The 19560-nt window shown below is 58.0% G+C and carries 22 protein-coding genes; 11 read left to right on the top strand and 11 right to left on the bottom strand.

The window, feature by feature from the left end; translation table 11 throughout:
* Positions 1-62: 62 nt before the first annotated feature.
* Positions 63-1196, bottom strand: coding sequence for a penicillin-binding protein activator (locus AAC060_RS14050; RefSeq protein WP_339827268.1), 1134 nt, complete (start codon positions 1194-1196; stop codon positions 63-65).
* Positions 1197-1256: 60 nt separating this feature from the next.
* Between AAC060_RS14050 and rsmI the strand changes: the two genes are divergently transcribed.
* From rsmI to AAC060_RS14030, 4 genes are all read left to right on the top strand, one after another.
* A complete protein-coding gene (gene rsmI, locus AAC060_RS14045) occupies positions 1257-2096 on the top strand; it encodes a 16S rRNA (cytidine(1402)-2'-O)-methyltransferase (protein ID WP_339827265.1) in 840 nt (279 codons plus the stop codon).
* A 136-nt stretch (positions 2097-2232) separates the two neighbouring features.
* On the top strand, positions 2233-2586 hold the full coding sequence (locus tag AAC060_RS14040; protein ID WP_339827263.1) for a YraN family protein: 354 nt from the start codon (positions 2233-2235) through the stop codon (positions 2584-2586).
* A gap of 136 nt (positions 2587-2722) precedes the next feature.
* Positions 2723-3679, top strand: coding sequence for a glutathione synthase (gene gshB, locus AAC060_RS14035; protein WP_339827424.1), 957 nt, complete (start codon positions 2723-2725; stop codon positions 3677-3679).
* A gap of 21 nt (positions 3680-3700) precedes the next feature.
* Positions 3701-4303 (top strand): DedA family protein, encoded by a 603-nt coding sequence (locus tag AAC060_RS14030; protein ID WP_339827261.1) that lies wholly within the window; start codon positions 3701-3703, stop codon positions 4301-4303.
* A gap of 90 nt (positions 4304-4393) precedes the next feature.
* Here AAC060_RS14030 and AAC060_RS14025 read toward each other — a convergent pair whose 3' ends face one another.
* Together AAC060_RS14025 and AAC060_RS14020 are read right to left on the bottom strand one after the other, a co-directional pair.
* Positions 4394-5593, bottom strand: a complete 1200-nt coding sequence (locus AAC060_RS14025) for a GGDEF domain-containing protein (RefSeq protein ID WP_339827259.1) — start codon at positions 5591-5593, stop codon at positions 4394-4396.
* A 347-nt stretch (positions 5594-5940) separates the two neighbouring features.
* The gene (locus AAC060_RS14020; protein ID WP_339827256.1) at positions 5941-6339 is read right to left on the bottom strand and encodes a helix-turn-helix domain-containing protein; all 399 of its coding nucleotides are present in this window, start codon (positions 6337-6339) and stop codon (positions 5941-5943) included.
* 79 nt (positions 6340-6418) lie between these two features.
* On the opposite strand from AAC060_RS14020, the gene AAC060_RS14015 reads away from it, so the two are divergent.
* From AAC060_RS14015 to AAC060_RS14005, 3 genes are read left to right on the top strand one after another with little or no spacing between them, the layout of a single operon-like run.
* On the top strand, positions 6419-6802 hold the full coding sequence (locus tag AAC060_RS14015) for a mercuric transporter MerT family protein (RefSeq protein ID WP_339827254.1): 384 nt from the start codon (positions 6419-6421) through the stop codon (positions 6800-6802).
* 10 nt (positions 6803-6812) lie between these two features.
* A complete protein-coding gene (locus AAC060_RS14010) occupies positions 6813-7166 on the top strand; it encodes a cation transporter (RefSeq protein WP_339827252.1) in 354 nt (117 codons plus the stop codon).
* Positions 7166-7384: a GDCCVxC domain-containing (seleno)protein gene (locus AAC060_RS14005; protein ID WP_339827250.1), complete on the top strand. Its 219-nt coding sequence runs from the start codon at positions 7166-7168 to the stop codon at positions 7382-7384. Before AAC060_RS14010 ends, AAC060_RS14005 begins: the two co-directional genes overlap by 1 nt.
* A 205-nt stretch (positions 7385-7589) precedes the next feature.
* Here AAC060_RS14005 and AAC060_RS14000 read toward each other — a convergent pair whose 3' ends face one another.
* Entirely contained in the window at positions 7590-8492 is a 903-nt protein-coding gene (locus AAC060_RS14000; RefSeq protein WP_339827248.1) for a tyrosine recombinase XerC, read from the bottom strand.
* Positions 8493-8757: 265 nt separating this feature from the next.
* The gene (gene hemW / locus AAC060_RS13995; RefSeq protein WP_339827246.1) at positions 8758-9897 is read right to left on the bottom strand and encodes a radical SAM family heme chaperone HemW; all 1140 of its coding nucleotides are present in this window, start codon (positions 9895-9897) and stop codon (positions 8758-8760) included.
* A gap of 39 nt (positions 9898-9936) precedes the next feature.
* Here hemW and AAC060_RS13990 point away from each other — a divergent pair, with 39 nt between their 5' ends.
* The gene (locus AAC060_RS13990; protein ID WP_339827244.1) at positions 9937-10524 is read left to right on the top strand and encodes a CAP domain-containing protein; all 588 of its coding nucleotides are present in this window, start codon (positions 9937-9939) and stop codon (positions 10522-10524) included.
* Between the two features lie 90 nt (positions 10525-10614).
* On the opposite strand, the gene rdgB is transcribed toward AAC060_RS13990, so the two are convergent.
* Together rdgB and rph are read right to left on the bottom strand one after the other, a co-directional pair.
* On the bottom strand, positions 10615-11253 hold the full coding sequence (rdgB, locus tag AAC060_RS13985) for an RdgB/HAM1 family non-canonical purine NTP pyrophosphatase (RefSeq protein WP_339827242.1): 639 nt from the start codon (positions 11251-11253) through the stop codon (positions 10615-10617).
* A gap of 123 nt (positions 11254-11376) precedes the next feature.
* Positions 11377-12090, bottom strand: a complete 714-nt coding sequence (gene rph / locus AAC060_RS13980) for a ribonuclease PH (RefSeq protein WP_339693106.1) — start codon at positions 12088-12090, stop codon at positions 11377-11379.
* A gap of 126 nt (positions 12091-12216) precedes the next feature.
* Between rph and hrcA the strand changes: the two genes are divergently transcribed.
* Both hrcA and grpE read left to right on the top strand, forming a co-directional pair.
* Complete coding sequence (gene hrcA / locus AAC060_RS13975) at positions 12217-13266, top strand: heat-inducible transcriptional repressor HrcA (protein WP_339827240.1); 1050 nt, start codon at positions 12217-12219, stop codon at positions 13264-13266.
* A 22-nt stretch (positions 13267-13288) separates the two neighbouring features.
* Entirely contained in the window at positions 13289-13885 is a 597-nt protein-coding gene (gene grpE, locus AAC060_RS13970) for a nucleotide exchange factor GrpE (protein ID WP_339827238.1), read from the top strand.
* Between the two features lie 143 nt (positions 13886-14028).
* Here grpE and AAC060_RS13965 read toward each other — a convergent pair whose 3' ends face one another.
* Both AAC060_RS13965 and AAC060_RS13960 read right to left on the bottom strand, forming a co-directional pair.
* Positions 14029-14571, bottom strand: coding sequence for a hypothetical protein (locus tag AAC060_RS13965; protein ID WP_339827236.1), 543 nt, complete (start codon positions 14569-14571; stop codon positions 14029-14031).
* Positions 14572-14772: 201 nt separating this feature from the next.
* Positions 14773-15903, bottom strand: a complete 1131-nt coding sequence (locus tag AAC060_RS13960) for a serine hydrolase domain-containing protein (RefSeq protein WP_339827234.1) — start codon at positions 15901-15903, stop codon at positions 14773-14775.
* 226 nt (positions 15904-16129) lie between these two features.
* On the opposite strand from AAC060_RS13960, the gene AAC060_RS13955 reads away from it, so the two are divergent.
* Entirely contained in the window at positions 16130-16741 is a 612-nt protein-coding gene (locus AAC060_RS13955; RefSeq protein ID WP_339827232.1) for a PadR family transcriptional regulator, read from the top strand.
* Between the two features lie 177 nt (positions 16742-16918).
* Here AAC060_RS13955 and AAC060_RS13950 read toward each other — a convergent pair whose 3' ends face one another.
* Positions 16919-18277, bottom strand: coding sequence for a GntP family permease (locus AAC060_RS13950; RefSeq protein WP_339827230.1), 1359 nt, complete (start codon positions 18275-18277; stop codon positions 16919-16921).
* A 98-nt stretch (positions 18278-18375) separates the two neighbouring features.
* Positions 18376-19536, bottom strand: coding sequence for an indoleamine 2,3-dioxygenase (locus AAC060_RS13945; protein ID WP_339827228.1), 1161 nt, complete (start codon positions 19534-19536; stop codon positions 18376-18378).
* Positions 19537-19560 lie beyond the last annotated feature (24 nt).

Raw genomic sequence — 19560 nt, 5'->3', positions numbered from 1 at the left:
GGGGTCCTGAAACAAGTTCAGGATGAGGAGATTTCATTACCAGTCGGTAAGGAAGCGGTTGATCAAAAACCTTTGGGTGCCGGATCAACCACGACAAAGCTTCCGCTGCGGATTTCCTGAACTTCCAGCGCGCGCTCCGAAACGCCATCGGCCTTGAACCGGAAGACGCCGTCGAGGCCGATGAATCCGCCCTTGTCGGTCAGCTTGTTGATCGGGAAGGGCGATCCCACTTTCCAGTCGCGCGCGACCTTGACCGTCAACAGCACCGAATCATAGCCGAGGCTCGATAGCCGGAATGGCGCCGTGCCATAGCGAGCGCGATATTTGTCGGCATATTGCTTGTACAGGCTATCCGAAACGCTGGCGAACCAGGCCCCTCTTATCGAGGGTGCGCCGGCCAGGTTGCTGCTGGTATTCCACAGGTCTGTGCCGAGGATTTTCGCTGTTTCGCTGGCATTCTTGCGAATATAGGGAGCGGCCTTGATCGCCATGTCGCCATTGTCGGCTATCAGCACTGCTTCGAAATCGCCATTTTGGGCAAGTTTCCTGGAAGCGGCTTCCAGCGACTTGGCATCACGATTGAACGTCTGGATCGAAACCACCGTGCCGCCGGCATCCTTGACGCTGCGCAGCAGGGTAGAGGAAGCGCGTTGTCCGTAAACGCCATTGGGAACCAGCGCCGCGAAGCGCGACATGCCTTTTGATTTTGCATATCCCACGACCCGGTCGATCGACTGCGACGGGACATGGCCTAGAATGAAGACATTGTTACCGGCAACCCCGCTGTCATTGGAAAAACTCAATATCGGTACGCCGGCGGGACGAGCAATATTCGCCGTCGCGACAACATTGTCGCTGAGCAGGGGGCCGATGATCAGCTTGTTGCCGTCGCGGATCGCGCTTTGCGCCGCTGCGGTCACGCCTTTGGCCGTGTCATAGCTGGTCATGCGGATATTCTCCGCCTTGGTATCAAGCAGCGCCATGGTCGTCGCATTGGCTAGCGACTGGCCGATGCCGGCATTTTTACCGGACAATGGCACCAGCAGGGCAATACGGTGATGTTTCTGGTCGTCGGGCAGTCCCGCGGTCACCGGTGACGGTGTCGGGGTGGCTGTTGGCGGCGCTTCTGCTCCCCGCGGAACGACCGTTGCGCAGCCTGCGAGAAAAACAAAAGCCGAAACGCCGGTCCACTTCAAAAAGCTGCGCCTTCTGCTTTGATCTTGTCCTTGATACACCTTGTCTGCCATGACCGTCATATGTCTGCTCCTACCCAACCCGGTCTCTATATCGTTGCCACCCCAATCGGCAACCTTGGAGATTTGTCACGCCGCGCCGAGGAAACCCTCGCTTGCGCCGATATCATCCTGGTCGAAGATACAAGAGTTACTGCCAAGCTCTTGAATCATATTGGTAAAAAGACCAGAATGATGGTCTATAACGACCATAAGTCGGCGGTCGACCGAGAGGCTATTTTGGACGCGGTGCGATGTAAAATTGTCGCACTGGTCAGTGATGCGGGGACGCCTTTGATCTCCGACCCCGGCTACAAGCTGGTCCGCGATGCCCAGGTGGCAGGCCTCTATGTAACGACGATTCCCGGTCCGAGCGCTGCGATTGCGGCTTTGATCCTGTCCGGACTGCCCAGCGACCGGTTTCTTTTCGAAGGCTTTCTGCCGAGCAAGACAAAGGCGCGAAGCGAATCTCTTGCCGCGCTGAAGACGCTCAACGCGAGTCTGATCTTTTACGAGAACGGCTCCCGGCTCGGCGCGATGCTGGCCGACTCGCTGGCTGTGCTCGGCGACCGCAAGGCGGCGGTTGTGCGTGAAATCACCAAAAGATTCGAGGAAGCCGTGGCCGGTTCGCTGAGCGAGCTGGCCGCCCGCTATGGCGCGGAAAAGCCAAAGGGCGAGATCGTCGTGATCATCGGCCCGCCGGGCGCGCCGGAAGCGGCCAGCGAAGCGGATATCGAGGCAGCGCTGCGCGAAGCATTGGTGCGGCTACCGGCATCGAAAGCGGCGGGCGAGGTAGCAAAGGCGTTCAACACCGACCGCAAGGCGCTGTACGAACTGACCAATCGCTGGAAGTCGGAAAAATGAACGCTCGTCGATCCCGCACCATTCGCCCTGGGCCTCTCGAAGGGGCTCTGGCGGACTTGCGGTGTATCGAGGGTCGAAGTGCTTCGACAAGCTCAGCACGAACGGTGGTGCTAGAATCACAAACGGTATTTGAAAAATGAAACGGGAGGCCGCCGAGAAGCGCGGCCGTCAGGCCGAAAAGACCGCGGCCCGTTTTCTTCGCCTGAAAGGCTGGCGGATATTGGCCGAACGGGTGCGCACCCCGCGCGGCGAGGTCGATCTGGTCGCCAAGCGCGGCGGGCTCGTCGCCTTTGTCGAGGTGAAAGCGCGGACCAAGCTGGAAGATCTGGCGCTGGCAGTCGACGAACGCCGTCTCAAACGCGTCGCGGCGGCGGTTGAAATTCTCTATTCCGAATATTGTACCAAAGGCGAAGACGCGCGGATCGACGTTATATTGGTCACCCCGCGCCGCCTGCCGATCCATCTCACCAACGTCTGGCACGGGTTTTGACGAGCCACGTTATGTGAAAGACGGGGCCGAGCGCGAATTTTTCCTTTGTGACGGTAAACCAAAAGGTCCTTCGACAAGCTCAGGATGAACGGTTATGGTTCGTCAAAAGCAGCATAATGTGAATGAAAGCAAGCAAATGACCCTGAAAATCGCCGTACAGATGGACCCGATGGAGACCGTGAACATTGCAGGAGACAGCAGCTTCGCGCTGATGCTCTCCGCCCAGAAACGCGGGCATCAGATTTTCCATTATGACGTGAAGGGCCTGACTCTGCAGGCCAATGGCCGCCTGACCACGCCCGCTCATCCGGTGACGGTGCAGCCGGTCAAGGGTGACCATTTCACCTTTGGCGAGTCCGTAAAACTCGACCTCGGCAGCGATGTCGATGTCGTGCTGATGCGTCAGGACCCGCCCTTTCACGTCGGTTATATCACCGCGACGCATTTACTGGAACGCATAGAGGGCGAGACTCTGGTGGTCAACAATCCGGTCTCCGTCCGCAACGCGCCGGAGAAAGTCTATGTGCTTGATTACGCGCAGTTCATGCCGCCAACCCTGATCACCCGCGACCTCGACGAAGTGCGCGCCTTCCAGAAGGAACATGGCGGCATTGTCGTCAAGCCGCTGCACGGCAATGGTGGCAAGGCGATCTTCCTGGTGCCGGAAGACGGCAGCAATCTCAGCGCTCTGTTCGAGGTGTTTAACCAGACCTGGCCGGAACCGCATATGGTCCAGCCTTTCCTCCCCGAAGTGCATCAGGGTGACAAGCGCATCGTGCTGATCGACGGCGAATATGCCGGCGCGATCAACCGCAAGCCCGGCGAAGGCGAATTCCGCAGCAATCTGGCACAGGGAGGTTACGCCGAAGCGGCGGAGCTGACCGAGCGCGAGAAGGAAATCTGCGCGGCAATGGGTCCCGATCTGAAGCGTCTTGGCCTGATCTTTGTCGGCATCGACGTGATCGGCGGCAAATGGCTGACCGAAATCAACGTGACCTCGCCGACCGGTATTGTCGCGATCGACAATTTCAACGGTACCGATACTTCGGGTATGATCTGGGATGCGATCGAGCGGCGGCTTGCCGAACAATAATCGCGCGGTGGACCATGGGCGATGAGCAACTGGGTCACAGACCTGATCGAACAGGGCGGCTATTGGGCCATTGCGCTGCTCATGGCTCTGGAAAATATCTTCCCGCCGATCCCGTCCGAACTGATCATGGGGCTCGGCGGCGTCGGCGTCGGGCAGGGGACGTTTCACCCTGTTGCGCTGGTGCTGGTCGGCACGATCGGTTCGCTGGCCGGCAATTATTTCTGGTTCATGGTCGGCCGCCACTGGAACGAGGATGACGTCCGCGCATTCGTCCGCAAATATGGGCGCTGGTTGACGCTCGACGTCAAGGCGGTGAACAAGATCGACCGCATATTTGACGACCATGGCCAATGGGTGGTGTTTTTCGCGCGCTTCATTCCCAATATCCGGACGATGATTTCCGTTCCGGCCGGCCTGTTCGGGATGTCGCACAAACGCTTCATCCTCGCGACCAGCGCAGGCGCAGCCGTCTGGAATAGCGCCTTGGTCTATGCCGGCTATATGCTGCAGCAGAATGTCGAGGATATCGGGCAATATCTCGGGCCGGTGTCACTGGGTGTGATCGGGTTGCTGGTGGTCGTCTATGTCTGGCGGATTATCTTCTGGCGACCGGAAGAGGATTGACGCGGAATATGGTCTGCTCCCGGCAAATGGCTGGCTGAGACCAGCGCGAGCCGACAGAACAGCATTCTGCTTCAATATCGTCCTGATTATCTATCGAGGCGCCAGTTCAACCTGGTTGCGGCCGGAGATCTTCGCACGATACATCGCCTTGTCCGCTTGCGCGATGCCGACGGCCAGATCCTCTTGATGATCCCATAACGAAACGCCGAAAGAACCCGTCACGCTCAGCCCCTCTGGCCATTGCGGATCGGCCTGGCCGGCAATCCGGACGCGCAGGCGTTCCGATACCGAGGCAGCAGCCTCTAGCGGACATCCGACCAGAGCGATGATAAACTCCTCGCCGCCCCAACGCGCAGTCGCTTCGTCGCAGCGTGCGGACAAGTCATCCGGTCTGGTGACGCTATCGATAATATCTGCGGTGGAAACCAGCACAGCATCACCCGTCTCGTGCCCAAAATTGTCGTTTATTTTTTTGAAATGATCGAGATCAATCAGGATGAGAGAAATCGCCGCTTCCGGTTGTTCGTGGCGAAGCGTCTGCAATTTCGACTGAAATGCGCGGCGGTTGAGCAGGCCGGTCAGGCTGTCATGTTTTGCGAGATAATCAGACTGTTGCAGGGCATCTTCGAGGTGGAGCGCAAGCCGTTCATTTTGCAGCTCGTTGACAAGCGCAGATCTGACTTGTTTGGATTGCTCTCTCGTTATCCAGATCAATGTCGGAGACAGAACCAGAGCGACAACCAACGGAACCGGTCCGAGGACATCATAGAAATACACGGTCTGTGGAAATAAGGTCAGGAAAAAGCCTGTGATGGCGGCAACGCTGATGCTCCAGACGGCTGTCGTCAGCATTGCGGAAATTGTGATGGTAACGATCAATGTCACGCATATGAGTAGCGGTCCAGGCCCGCTTCCCAGATGGGCCACAACCGGCAGCATCATGAGCCCCCAGACGGCCCCCGTCAGTCCTTTCAGGAAGACAAATAGTGCAAAGGGGAAACGGTCAGGCTGATGGGCATCCAGCTTGCGTTGCAACATCCTGTTGACCGCCGCGACGACCCGCTGGAGCACAGCTTGAACCGCGATCAGGATCCACATCAGTTTTTCATTGCCAATACCGATGACCCCAAAACCGATCAGCGCCGCTGCAATCAACATGGCTATCTGACTGGAGTTGCCGATCGAAAGCACGCGACCCAGCATGATGCTGTGGATTTGGCTTGGGGCAATTTCAGGCAAATTCAGCGGCGTGGCATTGGTCCTATATTCTGCTGGCGCGGTCATTTTCATAATTTGACTCTGGTTGGGAAAATCCCGTCAAGATATTTAACGGCAGAAAACCGACAGTCTTAACAGGATAAGGCAAACATCCCGTTAACATGGAGGGGCAATATCTGGAGCCTGTGTCACTGGGCGTGATCGGGTTGCTGGTCGTGGTTCATGTCTGGCGGATTATTTTCTGGCGGTCGGGGGAGGGGCGAGGCGGGCTTGGTGAATTGAGGGTGTCCGTTCATTCCCGAAAACGGACGCCAACTCCGGTTGTTTTTAATGGCAACTACTGGGTGACAAGCGGTCATTAAACACTCCTACGGGAATGACAGCTTTACCCCGAAAGCCGACCTCAGCCCCCGCGATCCCTATTGAAACATCGTATCGACTATGGCGCAGTCTGGGACTTCGCCACCATCGCATTCTTGCGCCATGTCTAACAAGGTTTTTTCCAAGCGTTTCAAGTCGGATATTTTCTGTTGAATATTGGTAATATGATCGTTGGTTACTGCCAGCACTTCACCACACGTATATTCGTGGGAATCGACCAAACTGAGAAGTTCTCTCAGTTCAGCAATTGAAAATCCAAGTTCCCGCGCTCGCAGAATAAAACGGAGCCTAGCCTGATCTTCGAACGAATAGACTCTGTGACCACTGCTTGTGCGATCCACTGCTCTGAGCAGCTCGATATTCTCGTAATACCGTATTGTCTCGATGTTGCACCCGGCGATTTTCGCCAGTTTTCCGCGCTTGACAGATGGCTGCATAAAAAGTTCTTGTTCCTGTAGTTACTACAGGGATTATAGTTATCTCCATCGAAGATCAATCGCAACGAAAGATTACATATTGTCCGAGACTGTTCAGAGAGAAATGCCCGCTCAATCACCGGACAAACGTAGCTGGTGGGCTGTTGGTGGCATCTCCGGAGCCATAATGGCATCGTCCTGCTGCATCGCACCGCTCATCCTTGTAACACTTGGAGTTAGCGGAGCGTGGATCGGCAATCTAACCGCGCTCGAACCCTATAAATGGTATTTTGTGGCAGTGACCCTCGGATTTCTGACCGCCGGTTTCTGGCATGTCTATTTCCGCGTAAAGCCTGTCTGTGAAGACGGCTCCTATTGTGCTCGCCCGCAATCAGCGATCATCACGAAAATGGCCCTCTGGGTGGGAACACTATTAATCGCTCTATCGATCTCAATCGATTGGTGGGCACCATTTTTCTACTAGGAGAAAGCTTATGAAACGCGCTTATTTGATATGTTCAGTCGTTGTTGCCCTTGGAGCAGGCGGGCTAGGTGCATTGAATTTGTTGCCAACTTCCGACGCACACGCCGTTACAGAAGCGGCATCACAAAATGCCCTCAAAACCCAAACATTCAATATCGAGAAAATGACCTGCACCGCCTGTCCGATTACGGTCAATAAGGCAATGAGCAAAGTTAGCGGCGTATCTTCTGTCGATGTCGATTTTCAAGCAAAAACCGCAAGAGTGAAATTTGATCCCAAACGCACCGATGCATACGCAATTGCTTCTGCATCGGCTAATGCTGGCTATCCGGCCAGCCCACAGACTCGCCGGCCGGATCTGTGATGCAGCCTCAATCCAGATTGACATGTCCCGATTGCGGGCATCAGGAAACCGAAACCATGCCGACTGATGCCTGTCAGTTCTTCTATGATTGCAAGGGGTGCGACACTGTTTTACGACCCAATAAGGGTGATTGCTGCGTTTACTGCTCCTTTGGTTCCGTTCCTTGTCCGCCTATTCAAGAAGCGCAGGATACCGGCGCAATCGCGTCCTGTCGCTGAGAATAACGGGCATTTGTGGACTCATATAAATTGGATCTCGTTGTTCTGGGCATCGGTATGGCGGTTGTGAGTGGGGGTAGACGTCCGCAATTGGGAAATGCTAGTTTGCACCTGAACGACAACAATTGGGGCGCTAGCGGACCGGCAGCTAGCGTGTTTCCAATGCCCGATTTTCCTCCCAGCGGACTCTAGACCGACAATATTCCTACCCCGCCCGGGGATGCGCATTCTGATACACATCCAGCAAATGCGCCGTATCGACCGCCGTATAGACCTGCGTGCTGCTCAAACTAGCGTGCCCCAGTAATTCCTGCAGGCTCCGCAAATCTGCACCGCCCGCCAGCAAATGCGTGGCAAAACTATGCCGTAGGGCATGAGGCGTGGTGCTTTCGGACAGGCCGAGCTTGGTCCGTGCTTGCTGGACCACGCGGCGGATCAGATTGGGGGAGAGCGGGCCACCGCGCTTGCCGCGGAAAATCGGTTCGCCCGGCTCCATCACATGCGGGCACAGGTCGATATAATGTTCGATTGCCTCGCGCACCTTGGGCAGCAGCGGTACGATCCGGACCTTGCTGCGCTTGCCGGTGACCCGCAATGTGTCGGACAGGGGCAGGGCATCGGCGGTGAGGTCGAGCGCCTCGCTGATCCGCAGGCCGGAACCATAGAGCAATAGCAGCACCGCCCAGTCCCGCGCGCCGACCCAATCCTCGCTGGCGCTGTCCTGCGCGTCGCCGGCCAGCGCCAATATATCATCGGGCGCGACCGGTCGCGGGACGCCGCGCTTGACCTTGGGGCCCTTGATCTTCGGAATTTGTGCCTCATCGCCCCCGACATGTTTCAGAAACGCCCGCAACGCCGACAATTCCCGCGCCGCGCTATTGTTGGTCAGCCCGTCGCCGCGTCTATAGGCTAGATAGGAGCGGATATCCGCTTGTTGCAGCGCCCTGATCTCGTCCGCGCCGACACCGCCGCCGATATGGTCCGTCAGAAACGCACAAAAACGTTCGGCCGTGATGACATAAGCACGCACCGTATGCTGGGACCGCCGCCGGTCGTCGCGGAGGTGACGGGCGAAGTCGTTGATGAGTGTTTGACTGCTATCGGCCATAAAACCCGTTCGTGCTGAGCCTGTCGAAGCATGGCGTCTATCCACCCTTCGACAGGCTCAGGGCGAACGGAGATTATCTAGCAGACCCGCAATTGAAGTCCAACTTTCCTCTCCCAAAGGGAGAGGCAAGTGAAGCTTGCGAGCTTGCTCGCTAGCGCAACTCGGTGAGGGGTTGGAACAGTCGAGTTGGTTAAAACCCCTCACCGACTGCGCCTAAGGCAATGAATTGCCAAGGCTTGTTGCCTCGCCCCGTGGGAGAGGGCAATTACAGCGCGATAATCTTTGGCAGCAACGCATCAAGCAAAGGCATGCCCTTGGGGAGGATCGTCAGGCGACCATCGCGCTGCTCGACAAATCCAAGCCCGCGAAGCTTCTCCACTTCCGCGCCATCCACCATCGCCGCAACCGCCAGCCCGGTCTTCGCTTCGAGATCGGCCAAATCGATGCCCTCGGCCAGCCGCAGCCCCATCATCAGCGCTTCCATCGCCCGCGTTTCCGGCGAAAGCGCCTGCTCGACCTTCAGGCCATTGCCGTTGCGTTCCACCGCCGACAGGAAATTCTCGGGTTTCTTGTGCCGCTCGGTCGCGCTGTTCAAACGCCGACCGTGCGCGCCGGGGCCGATGCCGACATAATCCTGATAGCGCCAGTAAGTCAGATTATGGCGGCTTTCCTGACCGGGCTTCGCGTGGTTGCTGATTTCATAAGCGGGCAGACCGGCTGCGGTCATGATGCTGCGGTTGAGTTCGAACAGATCGGCGCAATGGTCATCGTCTGCCGGGATCAGCTTGCCGGTGCGCACCAATGTCTCGAACCGCGTGCCCGGTTCGATGGTCAGTTGATAGAGCGACAGGTGGCCGGTGCCAAAGCTCAGCGCGCGGTCGAGTTCGGCCTGCCAGTCTTTGAGCGACTGCCCGGGGCGGGCGTAGATCAGGTCAAAGCTGACCCGGTCGAACGCCTGCTGCGCGGTGTCGAGTGCGGCGAGGCCTTCCTCGACATCATGAGCGCGGCCGAGAAATTCCAGCGTCTGGTCGTCGAGCGATTGCAGGCCGAGCGATACCCGGTTTACCCCGGCCCTGGCGAGATCGTGAAAATTCGCCGCCTCGACCGATGACGGATTGGCCTCCAGCGTGATCTCGATATTATCGGCAAAGCCCCAATGGCGCTCCGCTGCCTTGATCAGCGTCTCGACCAGCGTTGGCGGCATCAGCGAGGGCGTGCCGCCACCGAAGAAGATGCTCGACAGCTTGCGTCCCGAAGTCAGCTTCGCCTCATGCGCCATGTCGGCGAGCAGGGCGCTCTGCCAAGCCGCCACATCGACCTGATCGCGGACATGGCTGTTGAAATCGCAATAGGGACATTTGGAGACGCAGAACGGCCAGTGGATATAGAGGGCGAGAGGCCCCATATCACTCCTGTTCAGATTTTCCGTTGTAGAGGCTAGTTCATGCATATATTTCGCGCCCTTAGCCCGATCCTTCTGATCACGCCAGCCTTTGCCGCCTGTTCGGCCGGGACGTCGCATAGTCCGGCACCGACCACGGTGGTGGAAGAACGGACCAGCATGACGCCGGAGCCGCGCGGCGACACTCGTCTGCAAAGCGCGATGATGCGGGCGCATAATGACGCGCGGGCCAAGGTCGGCGCGCCGAAACTGGTCTGGAACGCGGAACTGGCGAAGGACGCTGCCGTCTATGCTGCTACTCTGGCTCGCACTGGAAAATTTGCCCATGACCCGCAGACCGGCCGCAACCCGCGGCAGGGCGAGAATCTCTGGATGGGCACCCGCGATGCCTATAGTTATGGCGAAATGATCGGGGCCTGGGTTGACGAGGACCGCTATTTCAAGCGCGGGCTATTTCCCGACAGCAGCAATACCGGAACCTGGGGCGATGTCGCCCATTATACCCAGATCATCTGGCCAACCAGCCTGCGCGTAGGCTGCGCGGTGGCGAGCAATGCGCGCGATGATTTTCTGGTCTGTCGTTATGGTCCGGCGGGGAATATTGTTGGGCGCGATCCGTTGAAGGGTTGAGGCGTCATGCCAGCGAAGGCTGGCATCCAACCCGCCTATGCGAGTCTCACCGCCCTTGGTATAGGCCCCAGCCTTCGCTGGGGTGACAGTTCAAAAACAAGCCCCAACCAGTTTCCGGAACGCATCCGCCCGGTGGCTCATCGCCTGTTTCTGCGCCGGATCGAGCTCGGCAAAAGTCTCTTTAAAACCATTCGGCTGGAACACCGGATCATAGCCGAAACCCAAGGTCCCGCGCGGGGGCCAAACGAGATTGCCCTCGACACGACCCTCGAAAACCTCCGAATGCCCATCCGGCCAGGCCAGCGCCAGCGTGCAGGCAAAATAAGCGCTGCGGTCGACATCAAGCCCTTGCTCGGCCAGCTTTCCCTCGACCTTGCCCATCGCCATATACCAGTCGCGGCCCGGCTCGCCCTCGAACCATTGCCGTTTGGCCCAGTCAGCGGTGTAAACCCCCGGCTTGCCGCCCAGCGCAGCCACGCACAGCCCGCTGTCATCCGCCAGCGCCACGCAATTCGTGCCCTTGGCACTGGCCCGCGCCTTGAGCAGCGCGTTCTCGGCAAAGGTGGTTCCGGTCTCTTCCGGTTCGGGCAGATCGAGGTCACCCGCCGATACCGGTTCGATGCCATAAGGTTCCAACAACGCCCGGATTTCCCGCACCTTGCCCTGATTATGGCTGGCGATGATCAGGCGTCCGGGGGCGAGTTTGCGGTTTGGATTATTGGTGGTCATTCCATTCCCTCATTCGTCACCCCAGCGAAGGCTGGGGCCCAAACCAATGATTGTGAGTCTCGCAATATTGGCTTGGATGCCAGCCTTCGCTGGCATGACGCTGTTCTTCTTTTCTTCTAAACTCTAACCGACAGCCTTGTCCTGCGCCTCGAAAATCTGGCCGCAACCAATTTTCGCCAGCCGCATCAGGCGCATCAGGCCTTCGTCGTCAAAGGTCTGGCCCTCGGCAGTCGCTTGCGCTTCGGCGATATTGCCATCGCCGGTCAGCACGAAATTGGCGTCGGCACCGGCGTTGCTGTCTTCGTCATAATCGAGGTCGAGCACCGGCGTGCCGTCAAAGATACCGCAACTGATCGCCGCGATCTTCTGCTGGATCGGATCTTCCTTGAGCACTTTCTGGTCGAGCAGTCCGTTGACCGCCAGCCGCAGCGCAACCCATGCACCGCTGATCGAAGCCGTCCGGGTGCCGCCATCGGCCTGGATCACATCGCAATCGAGCGTGATCTGCCGCTCGCCGAGCTTCTTGAGATCGACGACCGAGCGCAAAGAACGGCCGATAAGCCGCTGGATTTCCTGCGTTCTGCCAGACTGCTTGCCGCGAGCCGCTTCGCGCGAACCACGGGTATGGGTGGCGCGGGGCAGCATCGAATATTCGCCGGTGACCCAGCCGGTACCCTTGCCGCGCATCCATGGTGGCAGGCTCGTTTCGACGCTGGCGGTGCACAATACCCGCGTATCGCCAAAGCTGATCAGGCAGCTTCCCTCGGCATGTTTGGTAAATCCGGTTTCGATAGAAATGGCGCGCATTTCGTCCGGCGCACGGCCCGATGGTCGCATGTGATGTTCCTTTTTTGAGTTGGCGAGTCCTTAACGGCTCGCATGAGGAGAGGCAATCCCTCCTCCTCTTCCAATCCAAGATGACTAATGCTGGAAACCTCCCGGCAATTAACCTATCTAACACCCATGACCAACACGCCCATCACCGAAATGACCACCCGCGCACGGGACATCTTCCGGGTGGTGGTGGAATCCTATCTCGACAATGGCGCGCCGGTCGGTTCGCGGACCATCTCCAAGGCACCGGGCCTCGAACTCTCGCCCGCCTCGATCCGCAATGTCATGCAGGATCTCGAGGAACTGGGCCTGCTCGCCGCGCCGCATACCAGCGCCGGACGGATGCCGACCGAACTCGGGCTGCGATTGTTTGTCGACGGTATGATGCAGGCGGCGGTCCCGACGCAGCAGGAGCGGGACGCGATCGAGAGCCAGATTACCGAACAGGGCCCGGTCGAGGATGCCCTGCGCGCTACGACCTCGATCCTGTCCGGTCTGTCCTCCTGCGCCGGCCTCGTGCTGGTGCCCAAGCGCGAGCCGTTGCTCAAGCAATTCAGTTTCGTCAAATTGTCCGAAGGGCAGGGGCTGGCGATCCTCGTCTCCCAGGACGGCGGCGTCGAGAACCGCGTGCTCGACCTGCCGCCCGGAACCTCGGAATCGGCGTTGGTCGAGGCCGGCAATTATCTGACAGCCCGCTATGGCGGCATGACCCTCGTCCAGGCCTTGTCAACCGTAGGCCGGGAAATAAGCGCCGGCGAACTGGCGATCGACAAGGCATCGGAAGAGCTGGTCAAGGCCGGCATGGTTACGTGGAGCCGCGATCCGTCGGACCGGCCGGTCCTGATCGTCCGTGGACAGGCGAATCTGCTGCAGGACAATAGCGCGCTCGAGGATCTCGATCGTGTCCGCCGCTTGCTCGACGAGCTTGAAGGCAAGCAGGAAATTGCCCGCTTGCTCGACAATGCCCGCGACGCCGAGGCAGCAAAAATATTTATCGGCGCGGAAAATAAATTATTCTCCCTTTCCGGCTCATCTGTGATAGCGGCGCCCTACAAAGACGGCGACGGACAGGTGGTTGGTGTGGTCGGCGTAATTGGTCCGACAAGGTTGAATTATGCCCGCGTGGTACCCATGGTAGACTTTACCGCGCAAACCCTGTCGCGTTTGTTGACGAAATGATAGAAATTAGAGTGATTAGAACATGAGCGATACCAAGCAGAATCCCGGACAAGAAAATAACGACGCAGCGGCAGCAGCCGAGCTGGACGGCGTACCGGAGTCGATGAAAGACGGCGGAGAAGGCCAGTCCTCCCGGCCGGAAAATTCCGACAATCGTGTTGAAGCTCTGGAAACCGAGCTGGCCGAAGCCCAGCAGGCGGTGCTTTACGCCCAGGCCGAAACCCAGAATGTCCGCCGCCGCCTTGAAAAGGACGCGCAGGACGCCCGCGCTTATGCCGCAACCGGCTTTGCCCGCGACATGCTCTCGGTGATGGACAATATGCAACGCGCCCTCGAATCCATCCCCGCCGAGGTCAAGGACGAGGAAAAGTGGAAGGGCCTGATCAACGGCATCGAAGCCACCGGCCGCGAGCTGCAATCGGTGTTCGAGAAAAACGGCATCAAGCGCGTCGCTTCCGTCGGCCTGCCGCTCGATCCCAACCAGCATCAGGCGATGATCGAAATTCCCACTGCTGATAAAGAACCCGGCACGATCGTTCAGGAAATGCAGGCTGGCTATATGATCAAGGACCGGCTGTTGCGTCCGGCATTTGTCGGAGTGGCGAAGAAGCCGGAATAGTCTTCCGGCTTCGCGCGTCTCGCTAGCCTGTTTGCCTGTCCTTCGCGGGTGAGGGCCAAATCGCCAACAGTTTCATATCAGGCGCCGTCATGCCAGCGAAGGCTGGCACCCAACCCGCCTATGCGATTCTCGCTACCCTTGGTTTAGGCCCCAGCCTTCGCTGGGGTGACGGATTCTGGCCGGGAGGATATGGAATTGCTGCTATCAAGCGCTTTCAGTTGATCGCAAATCTGGTCAGTCCTTTTGAGATAGTGCTTCATCTGGCCTGATGTAAGACGACCGGACTTATGGACGATCGAATGAGCAGCATCGTTGGCATTCTGATAACGTACAACATTTCGCTGCTGCCCGGTGGTAAGTATCGTGAGGGTCGAATGCGCTAATTCTGCCCGCAAATCGGCATAGGGCTGCAAGTGATTTAACAGTTTCAGAATTTTACCAGGGTGCTTTAGTTTTGGTTCGGCCTGTTCAGCCAGTTTACGGACTATAGCAAGCTTATGTCCGAGCGGTTTCTTCCCGATGATATCTGGATCGAGCTTCGCAAACTTCCGCGTCATCCAAGTTTCAATTTCCGCTAATTTATCAATTAGTTTGCTGCGAAAAATATGGGCATCATCGATTGTGAGTGATGTCGGATTACCGGTTACTTCTTGCGTAGTTACAAAAGAGGAAGCCATATCATTCATTGCGCATCGCTAGCGCAAATCATTGAACATATTCTAAACGCCACGGTCTGTGCACGAGGCGGCGTAGGTGCGACGCACGGAATAAAACACCCGTCATGCCAGCGCAGGCTGGCATCCAACCCGCCTGTGTGAGTCTCGCTGCCCTTGGCTTAGGCCCCAGCCTTCGCTGGGGTGACATTTGCGGGGATTACCGCCCTAAACCTATCCCGCCATTGACATATACATGGCCGCGGCCAGTCCAAATCCCCTCGGATCACCCAACAGCCCGGTTTCCATCTTGTTCATGACATAGGAAAAGCACAGCCGTGCGTCCTGATCGATGATCACCGATGATCCGCCATAACCGCCCCAGAAAGCGGTGTTGGCATTGGGGCTGATCGGGGTGGACGTGCTGTTCAGGCCATAGCCCATGCCAAAGGTCACCGGTATGCCCAATACCAGATCAACGCCTTCGCTCTGTTTCTCGAATATCCGCTTGGTGCCGGCTTCCGACATGATCGTCTTGCCGAACGCCTGGCCGCCGTTGGCCATTGCGGTCTGGGCGCGGACGATGCTGCGGGCGTTGCCCTGACCGTTGGCTGCGGGGATTTCGGCCCCGCGCCACGCCCGTTTTCTGGGTTCGGTGGCATCGACGCCAGGATTGGCAAAGGTGCGGCTGGCGATCGAGTCGGGAGCGGGCGAAGGACCGCTTGCCGGTGGAACGAGATTGCCAATCCGCGCATCGAGACTTTCATCCGCGCCGATATGGAAGTCGGCGCCGGTCGGTTCGGCAATTTCCTTACGGAAGAAATTGCCGATCGTCTCGCCGGTCACCCGGCGGACGATTTCGCCGATTAAATGCCCCTGGGTGATGGCATGGTAGCCCGACTGGGTTCCCGGTTCCCACCACGGTTCCTGTTTTGCGAGAGCAGTGGTCATCCATTCCCAGTCATAGAGCGCGTCGCCCTCGACCTGCTTGTCCATGCCGGACAGACCGGCCGTGTGGCTGAGAAAATGCCTGACTTCGACCGCCTTCTTGCCACTTTGGCCAAATTCCGGCCAATATTTGCTGGCTGGCGCATCAAGATCGACCTCTCCGCGATCGGCGAGCAGCAGCAAGGACATAGCCGCCATCGTCTTGGTACTCGACCAGACGTTGACCAGACTGTCCTCCTGCCACGGCTGGGTGCGTTCCTCGTCGAGATGGCCGCCCCACAGGTCGACGACAAATTCGCCATCGAGCGTGATCGCAACCGAAGCGCCGAGATCGCCATGCTCGCTGAAATTATTCTCGAATGCCGCTTTGACCGCTGCAAAGCGGGGGTCGCACGTGCCGTGTATCGGGGTTGTCATTATTCTCTCCATCCAGACTTTAACTGTTTGATTAACAGCTTGTGGTCGTGAGTCCAATGTCTTTAACGCGCGTCCCGATCGTTGCCGGACCAATGTTCTGCAAATTATTTGGACGAATTTTCAATCACTTCCGGGTCTTCAGCAATTCCCCTATTGTAAAGACTATTATAAGATATATCTTAAGAACATCTTAGATATAAAGAAAGAGTAGAAAATGAGACATGGAATGAAATTTGGACCCGGAGGCTCTGACGGGTCCGGACGTGGACTTGGTCGTGGCCGAGGCCGAGGCCGCGGAAGAGGCGGGCCGCCTGGCGAGAAATTCGCACGGGCGTTCGCACAGGCGGCTTTTGAAGGCGGCAAGGGCAAAAGGCGCGCACGGATGTTCCGGCGCGGCGAACTGAAGCTCCTGACGTTGCACCTGATCGCCGAAGAACCGCGGCACGGCTATGATCTGATCCGTCAGATCGAGGAGCTGACCGGCGGCCATTATGCGCCCAGTCCGGGGATCGTCTATCCGACGCTGACCCTGATGGCGGAAATGGACCTGATCAGTGAGGCGGTCGATGGTGACGGCAAGAAAATCTATTCGATCACCGAAGCGGGTTCCGCCCGGCTGGCCGAGGACGAGGCGGATATCGCCGAGATTCTCGCACGGCTGGAAGGCGTATCGAAAATGGGAGAGGCCAGCGATGGTGCATCCGTCCGCCGCGCCATGCACAATCTGAAGAGCGCGATTGCCATCCGGCTCGGCGACGAGGAAAAGGGATCGGACAAGATCCTCGAAGTCACCGCGATCATCGACGAGGCCGCGAGCAAGATCGAGCGGTTGAAATAGCAATTATCCATCGATTTTGCAGGCGATTTAAACTTCTAAAAATCACTAACTACAGATAAATATGGCCATTACTTAAGGAAATTTCTTAGGTAATGGCCTTGTCCGTCCAGATCGCAAAAGATGCTTCCAAATCTTCCAATCGTCGCGAAGGAAATTCCCCCGGAGACCCGCATGGGATCAGCCAAATATTTCGAACAGCACCACCGCCATGATCGTCCCGATCACCGGTATAACAACCGTCAACGCACCCACTGCGCCATAAGCGTCTTTGTGGGTTTCGCCGCATACGGCGCGGATCGTGGTCACGACATAACCATTGTGCGGCAGGCTATCGAGCGCGCCGGAGGAGATGGCGACAACGCGGTGCAACTCGTCGGGCTGCGCGCCGCTATCGATATAATGGGGTGCGATCAGGGGCAGGGCGATCGACTGGCCGCCGGACGCCGAGCCGGTGAGACCGGCGATCACGGTGACCGCTACGGCCGCGCCAATCAGCGGGCTGCCCGGGATATTCTGTACCATGACCAATGCCTCCTGAAAAGCCGGTGACAGCTTGGCTACGGACCCGAAACCGACAACCGCGCAGGTGTTGGTAATCGCGACAACCGCACTCGTGGCGCCGCGCGAAAAAGCCTCCGGCATCGATTTCAGCTTCTGGTAACCGACGATCAGGGCCACAACCGCGCCGGTTCCTAGCGCTGCCACCAACGCCCATTTATCAAGCGATTCCTGCGGCAGGATCGCCGAGAGCGGGCCCATCTCCTGCGGATATTGAAAGATCAGAAAGACCAGCAGCACCGCGACCAGGGGCAGGATGCAGAGCAGCGGCGCAGGTAAATTGCCATAATCTATATCATGGTCATCGGTTTCGCGGCCGACAAAATGCTCGCCCTTGGCGACCGCGCGCCTGACCATATGGTTGATCCAATATTGGCCGGTCACCGCCATGAACAGCGCGATGACCAGGCTGACCTGCCAGCCGGCATAAGCGTTGGTGCCGAGAAATTCCATCGGGATCAGATTCTGGATTTCCGGGCTGCCGGCGCTGGTCATGGTGAAAGTCACCGACCCGAAGGCAAGCGCTGCAGGAATGAACCGTCTCGGCAGGTCCGCCTCGCGAAACAGATGGACGGCGAGCGAATAGACGCTGAACGAGACGATGAACACGCTGACCCCGCCATAGGTCAGGATCGCGCAGGCGGCGACGACCGCGAGTACCGCATGTTTGATCCCGATCTTTTCGATGACCCAGTGGGCGACGCTGGCCGCTGCGCCGCTGGCACCCATGATCTCGCCGAATATCGCGCCAAGCAGGAACATGAAAAACCAGCTTTGGAAGAAGCCGACAAAACCGTCCATATAAGCGGTGGCGAAATCAGGCGCACCTGCTGCGGCGAGCGGCGGCAGCCAGGCAATGCCGCTGCTGAACGCGACAATCGCGGCGGCGACCGGACCGGCGATCAGAATATTGACCCCGCGCACCGTCATCCAGATGAGCAGTCCCAGTCCGCCGATTAGTCCGATTGCCGATAGCATGAATGTCCCCCCAAACTTGACCGCTGCCTAATGGCAGAGGTCAAGTCGGAGGTGCAACTGCTAAAACCGTCATTCGGGCTTGTATTGCTACGTTCCCTTCAGATCAACTGCGCGCGGTTTTCATCGCGGTGCTTTTTCAGATATTTCATGAACGGGGTGCCGCCGGTGCCGACCTCGGTATCATTGCCTTTGCCGCTGATCGCCTGCTTGTTGATATAGCTGGCAGCATATTCTAGATGCCGCGTCCGGAACCGGGCGACCTGCTCGACGCTGGCGTTGAAAGCCTGTCTGAGCGCTGCATCCCCACTGGCAATCGCATATTCGCGCAATGTGCTCTGCTCGCGCAAATCCTCGATGAAGCGGCGATGCTTGACCGGACGATAAGCGTGCAGCTCGTCGAGAAAGCTGCGCAACGGGTCATTGCCATGCTGGACCTGGAACAGGGCATCCATGCTCGGAACGATCGAACTTTGCGAACCGGTCTGGCCACAGAATATCTGGCCCTTGCCCTGATATTTCTCGACGCCTTCGTAGATCAGTCCGTCGGGGAGGGCCGGATTATTCGCCCAGCCGTGGATATAGGGGCGCACCCGCTGATAATATATATAGGGATCGCAACGGTCCGGCATCCGGTCGAATATCGCGTTTACCGCGTCCCAATGCTCATCCATTTCTTGCAATAATGCGGTCGCGCTGCCGGTATCTTCCGCCCGGGCGGCTTCGACAAGATGGCAGGCCAGATCGAGAAGCGGGGCTGCCGCAGCCTCGATCGCGACATGGATCAGGACAAACCAGTTCTCGTCCGCTCCGCCGTAAAAATTCTGCACCATATAGACATTGTCGAGGGTGATCGGGCCGTCACGGTCAAGCTGCGCCCAGTTGTCGAGCACATAGCCGCTATAGGGCAGCAACGGCGCCTGATCGAGACGCTCGGCGAGCGCGACCATTGGCCGGGCGAGATTGGCGGGCAGGGTGGTCGGCGCTTCGCTTTCGCCCCAGACATAGGCCTGAACGAGAAAGGAATAGCGGACCATCGCCACGCGGACCTGTTCCTCCGGTGCGTTGGCCGCCCAGTCAGCAAGGTCAAGCACCGGCAATTGCTCAAGCCAGTGCCGCACCCGGCCGGTGGTCATCAGCCCGGAGAGATTCTCTGCTGTCCCGACGATTGGAGCAAAAAAATCGGGAAGGTCAATATCGACAATCTGGAAATGCGAAAGAAATCCGCGGGAAGCGGACATATCATAATCTGACAATTTCATAAGGTCACCACTTGGGCAAGCGCG

The organism is uncultured Parasphingorhabdus sp. (genome assembly GCF_963975555.1).
Taxonomy (GTDB): domain Bacteria; phylum Pseudomonadota; class Alphaproteobacteria; order Sphingomonadales; family Sphingomonadaceae; genus Parasphingorhabdus.
Note: the sequence above shows the minus strand (reverse complement) of the source record. Positions and strands in the feature narration are given on the sequence as shown.

Bases quoted from the DNA above. Each gene is read 5' to 3' on its own strand.
- rsmI (WP_339827265.1), top strand. From the start codon at position 1,257: ATGTCTGCTCCTACCCAACCCGGTCTCTATATCGTTGCCACCCCAATC.
- AAC060_RS14040 (WP_339827263.1), top strand. From the start codon at position 2,233: ATGAAACGGGAGGCCGCCGAGAAGCGCGGCCGTCAGGCCGAAAAGACC.
- gshB (WP_339827424.1), top strand. From the start codon at position 2,723: ATGACCCTGAAAATCGCCGTACAGATGGACCCGATGGAGACCGTGAAC.
- AAC060_RS14030 (WP_339827261.1), top strand. From the start codon at position 3,701: ATGAGCAACTGGGTCACAGACCTGATCGAACAGGGCGGCTATTGGGCC.
- AAC060_RS14025 (WP_339827259.1), bottom strand. From the start codon at position 5,593: ATGAAAATGACCGCGCCAGCAGAATATAGGACCAATGCCACGCCGCTG.
- AAC060_RS14020 (WP_339827256.1), bottom strand. From the start codon at position 6,339: ATGCAGCCATCTGTCAAGCGCGGAAAACTGGCGAAAATCGCCGGGTGC.
- AAC060_RS14010 (WP_339827252.1), top strand. From the start codon at position 6,813: ATGAAACGCGCTTATTTGATATGTTCAGTCGTTGTTGCCCTTGGAGCA.
- AAC060_RS14005 (WP_339827250.1), top strand. From the start codon at position 7,166: ATGCAGCCTCAATCCAGATTGACATGTCCCGATTGCGGGCATCAGGAA.
- AAC060_RS14000 (WP_339827248.1), bottom strand. From the start codon at position 8,492: ATGGCCGATAGCAGTCAAACACTCATCAACGACTTCGCCCGTCACCTC.
- hemW (WP_339827246.1), bottom strand. From the start codon at position 9,897: ATGGGGCCTCTCGCCCTCTATATCCACTGGCCGTTCTGCGTCTCCAAA.
- AAC060_RS13990 (WP_339827244.1), top strand. From the start codon at position 9,937: ATGCATATATTTCGCGCCCTTAGCCCGATCCTTCTGATCACGCCAGCC.
- rdgB (WP_339827242.1), bottom strand. From the start codon at position 11,253: ATGACCACCAATAATCCAAACCGCAAACTCGCCCCCGGACGCCTGATC.
- rph (WP_339693106.1), bottom strand. From the start codon at position 12,090: ATGCGACCATCGGGCCGTGCGCCGGACGAAATGCGCGCCATTTCTATC.
- hrcA (WP_339827240.1), top strand. From the start codon at position 12,217: ATGACCAACACGCCCATCACCGAAATGACCACCCGCGCACGGGACATC.
- grpE (WP_339827238.1), top strand. From the start codon at position 13,289: ATGAGCGATACCAAGCAGAATCCCGGACAAGAAAATAACGACGCAGCG.
- AAC060_RS13965 (WP_339827236.1), bottom strand. From the start codon at position 14,571: ATGAATGATATGGCTTCCTCTTTTGTAACTACGCAAGAAGTAACCGGT.
- AAC060_RS13960 (WP_339827234.1), bottom strand. From the start codon at position 15,903: ATGACAACCCCGATACACGGCACGTGCGACCCCCGCTTTGCAGCGGTC.
- AAC060_RS13955 (WP_339827232.1), top strand. From the start codon at position 16,130: ATGAAATTTGGACCCGGAGGCTCTGACGGGTCCGGACGTGGACTTGGT.
- AAC060_RS13950 (WP_339827230.1), bottom strand. From the start codon at position 18,277: ATGCTATCGGCAATCGGACTAATCGGCGGACTGGGACTGCTCATCTGG.
- AAC060_RS13945 (WP_339827228.1), bottom strand. From the start codon at position 19,536: ATGAAATTGTCAGATTATGATATGTCCGCTTCCCGCGGATTTCTTTCG.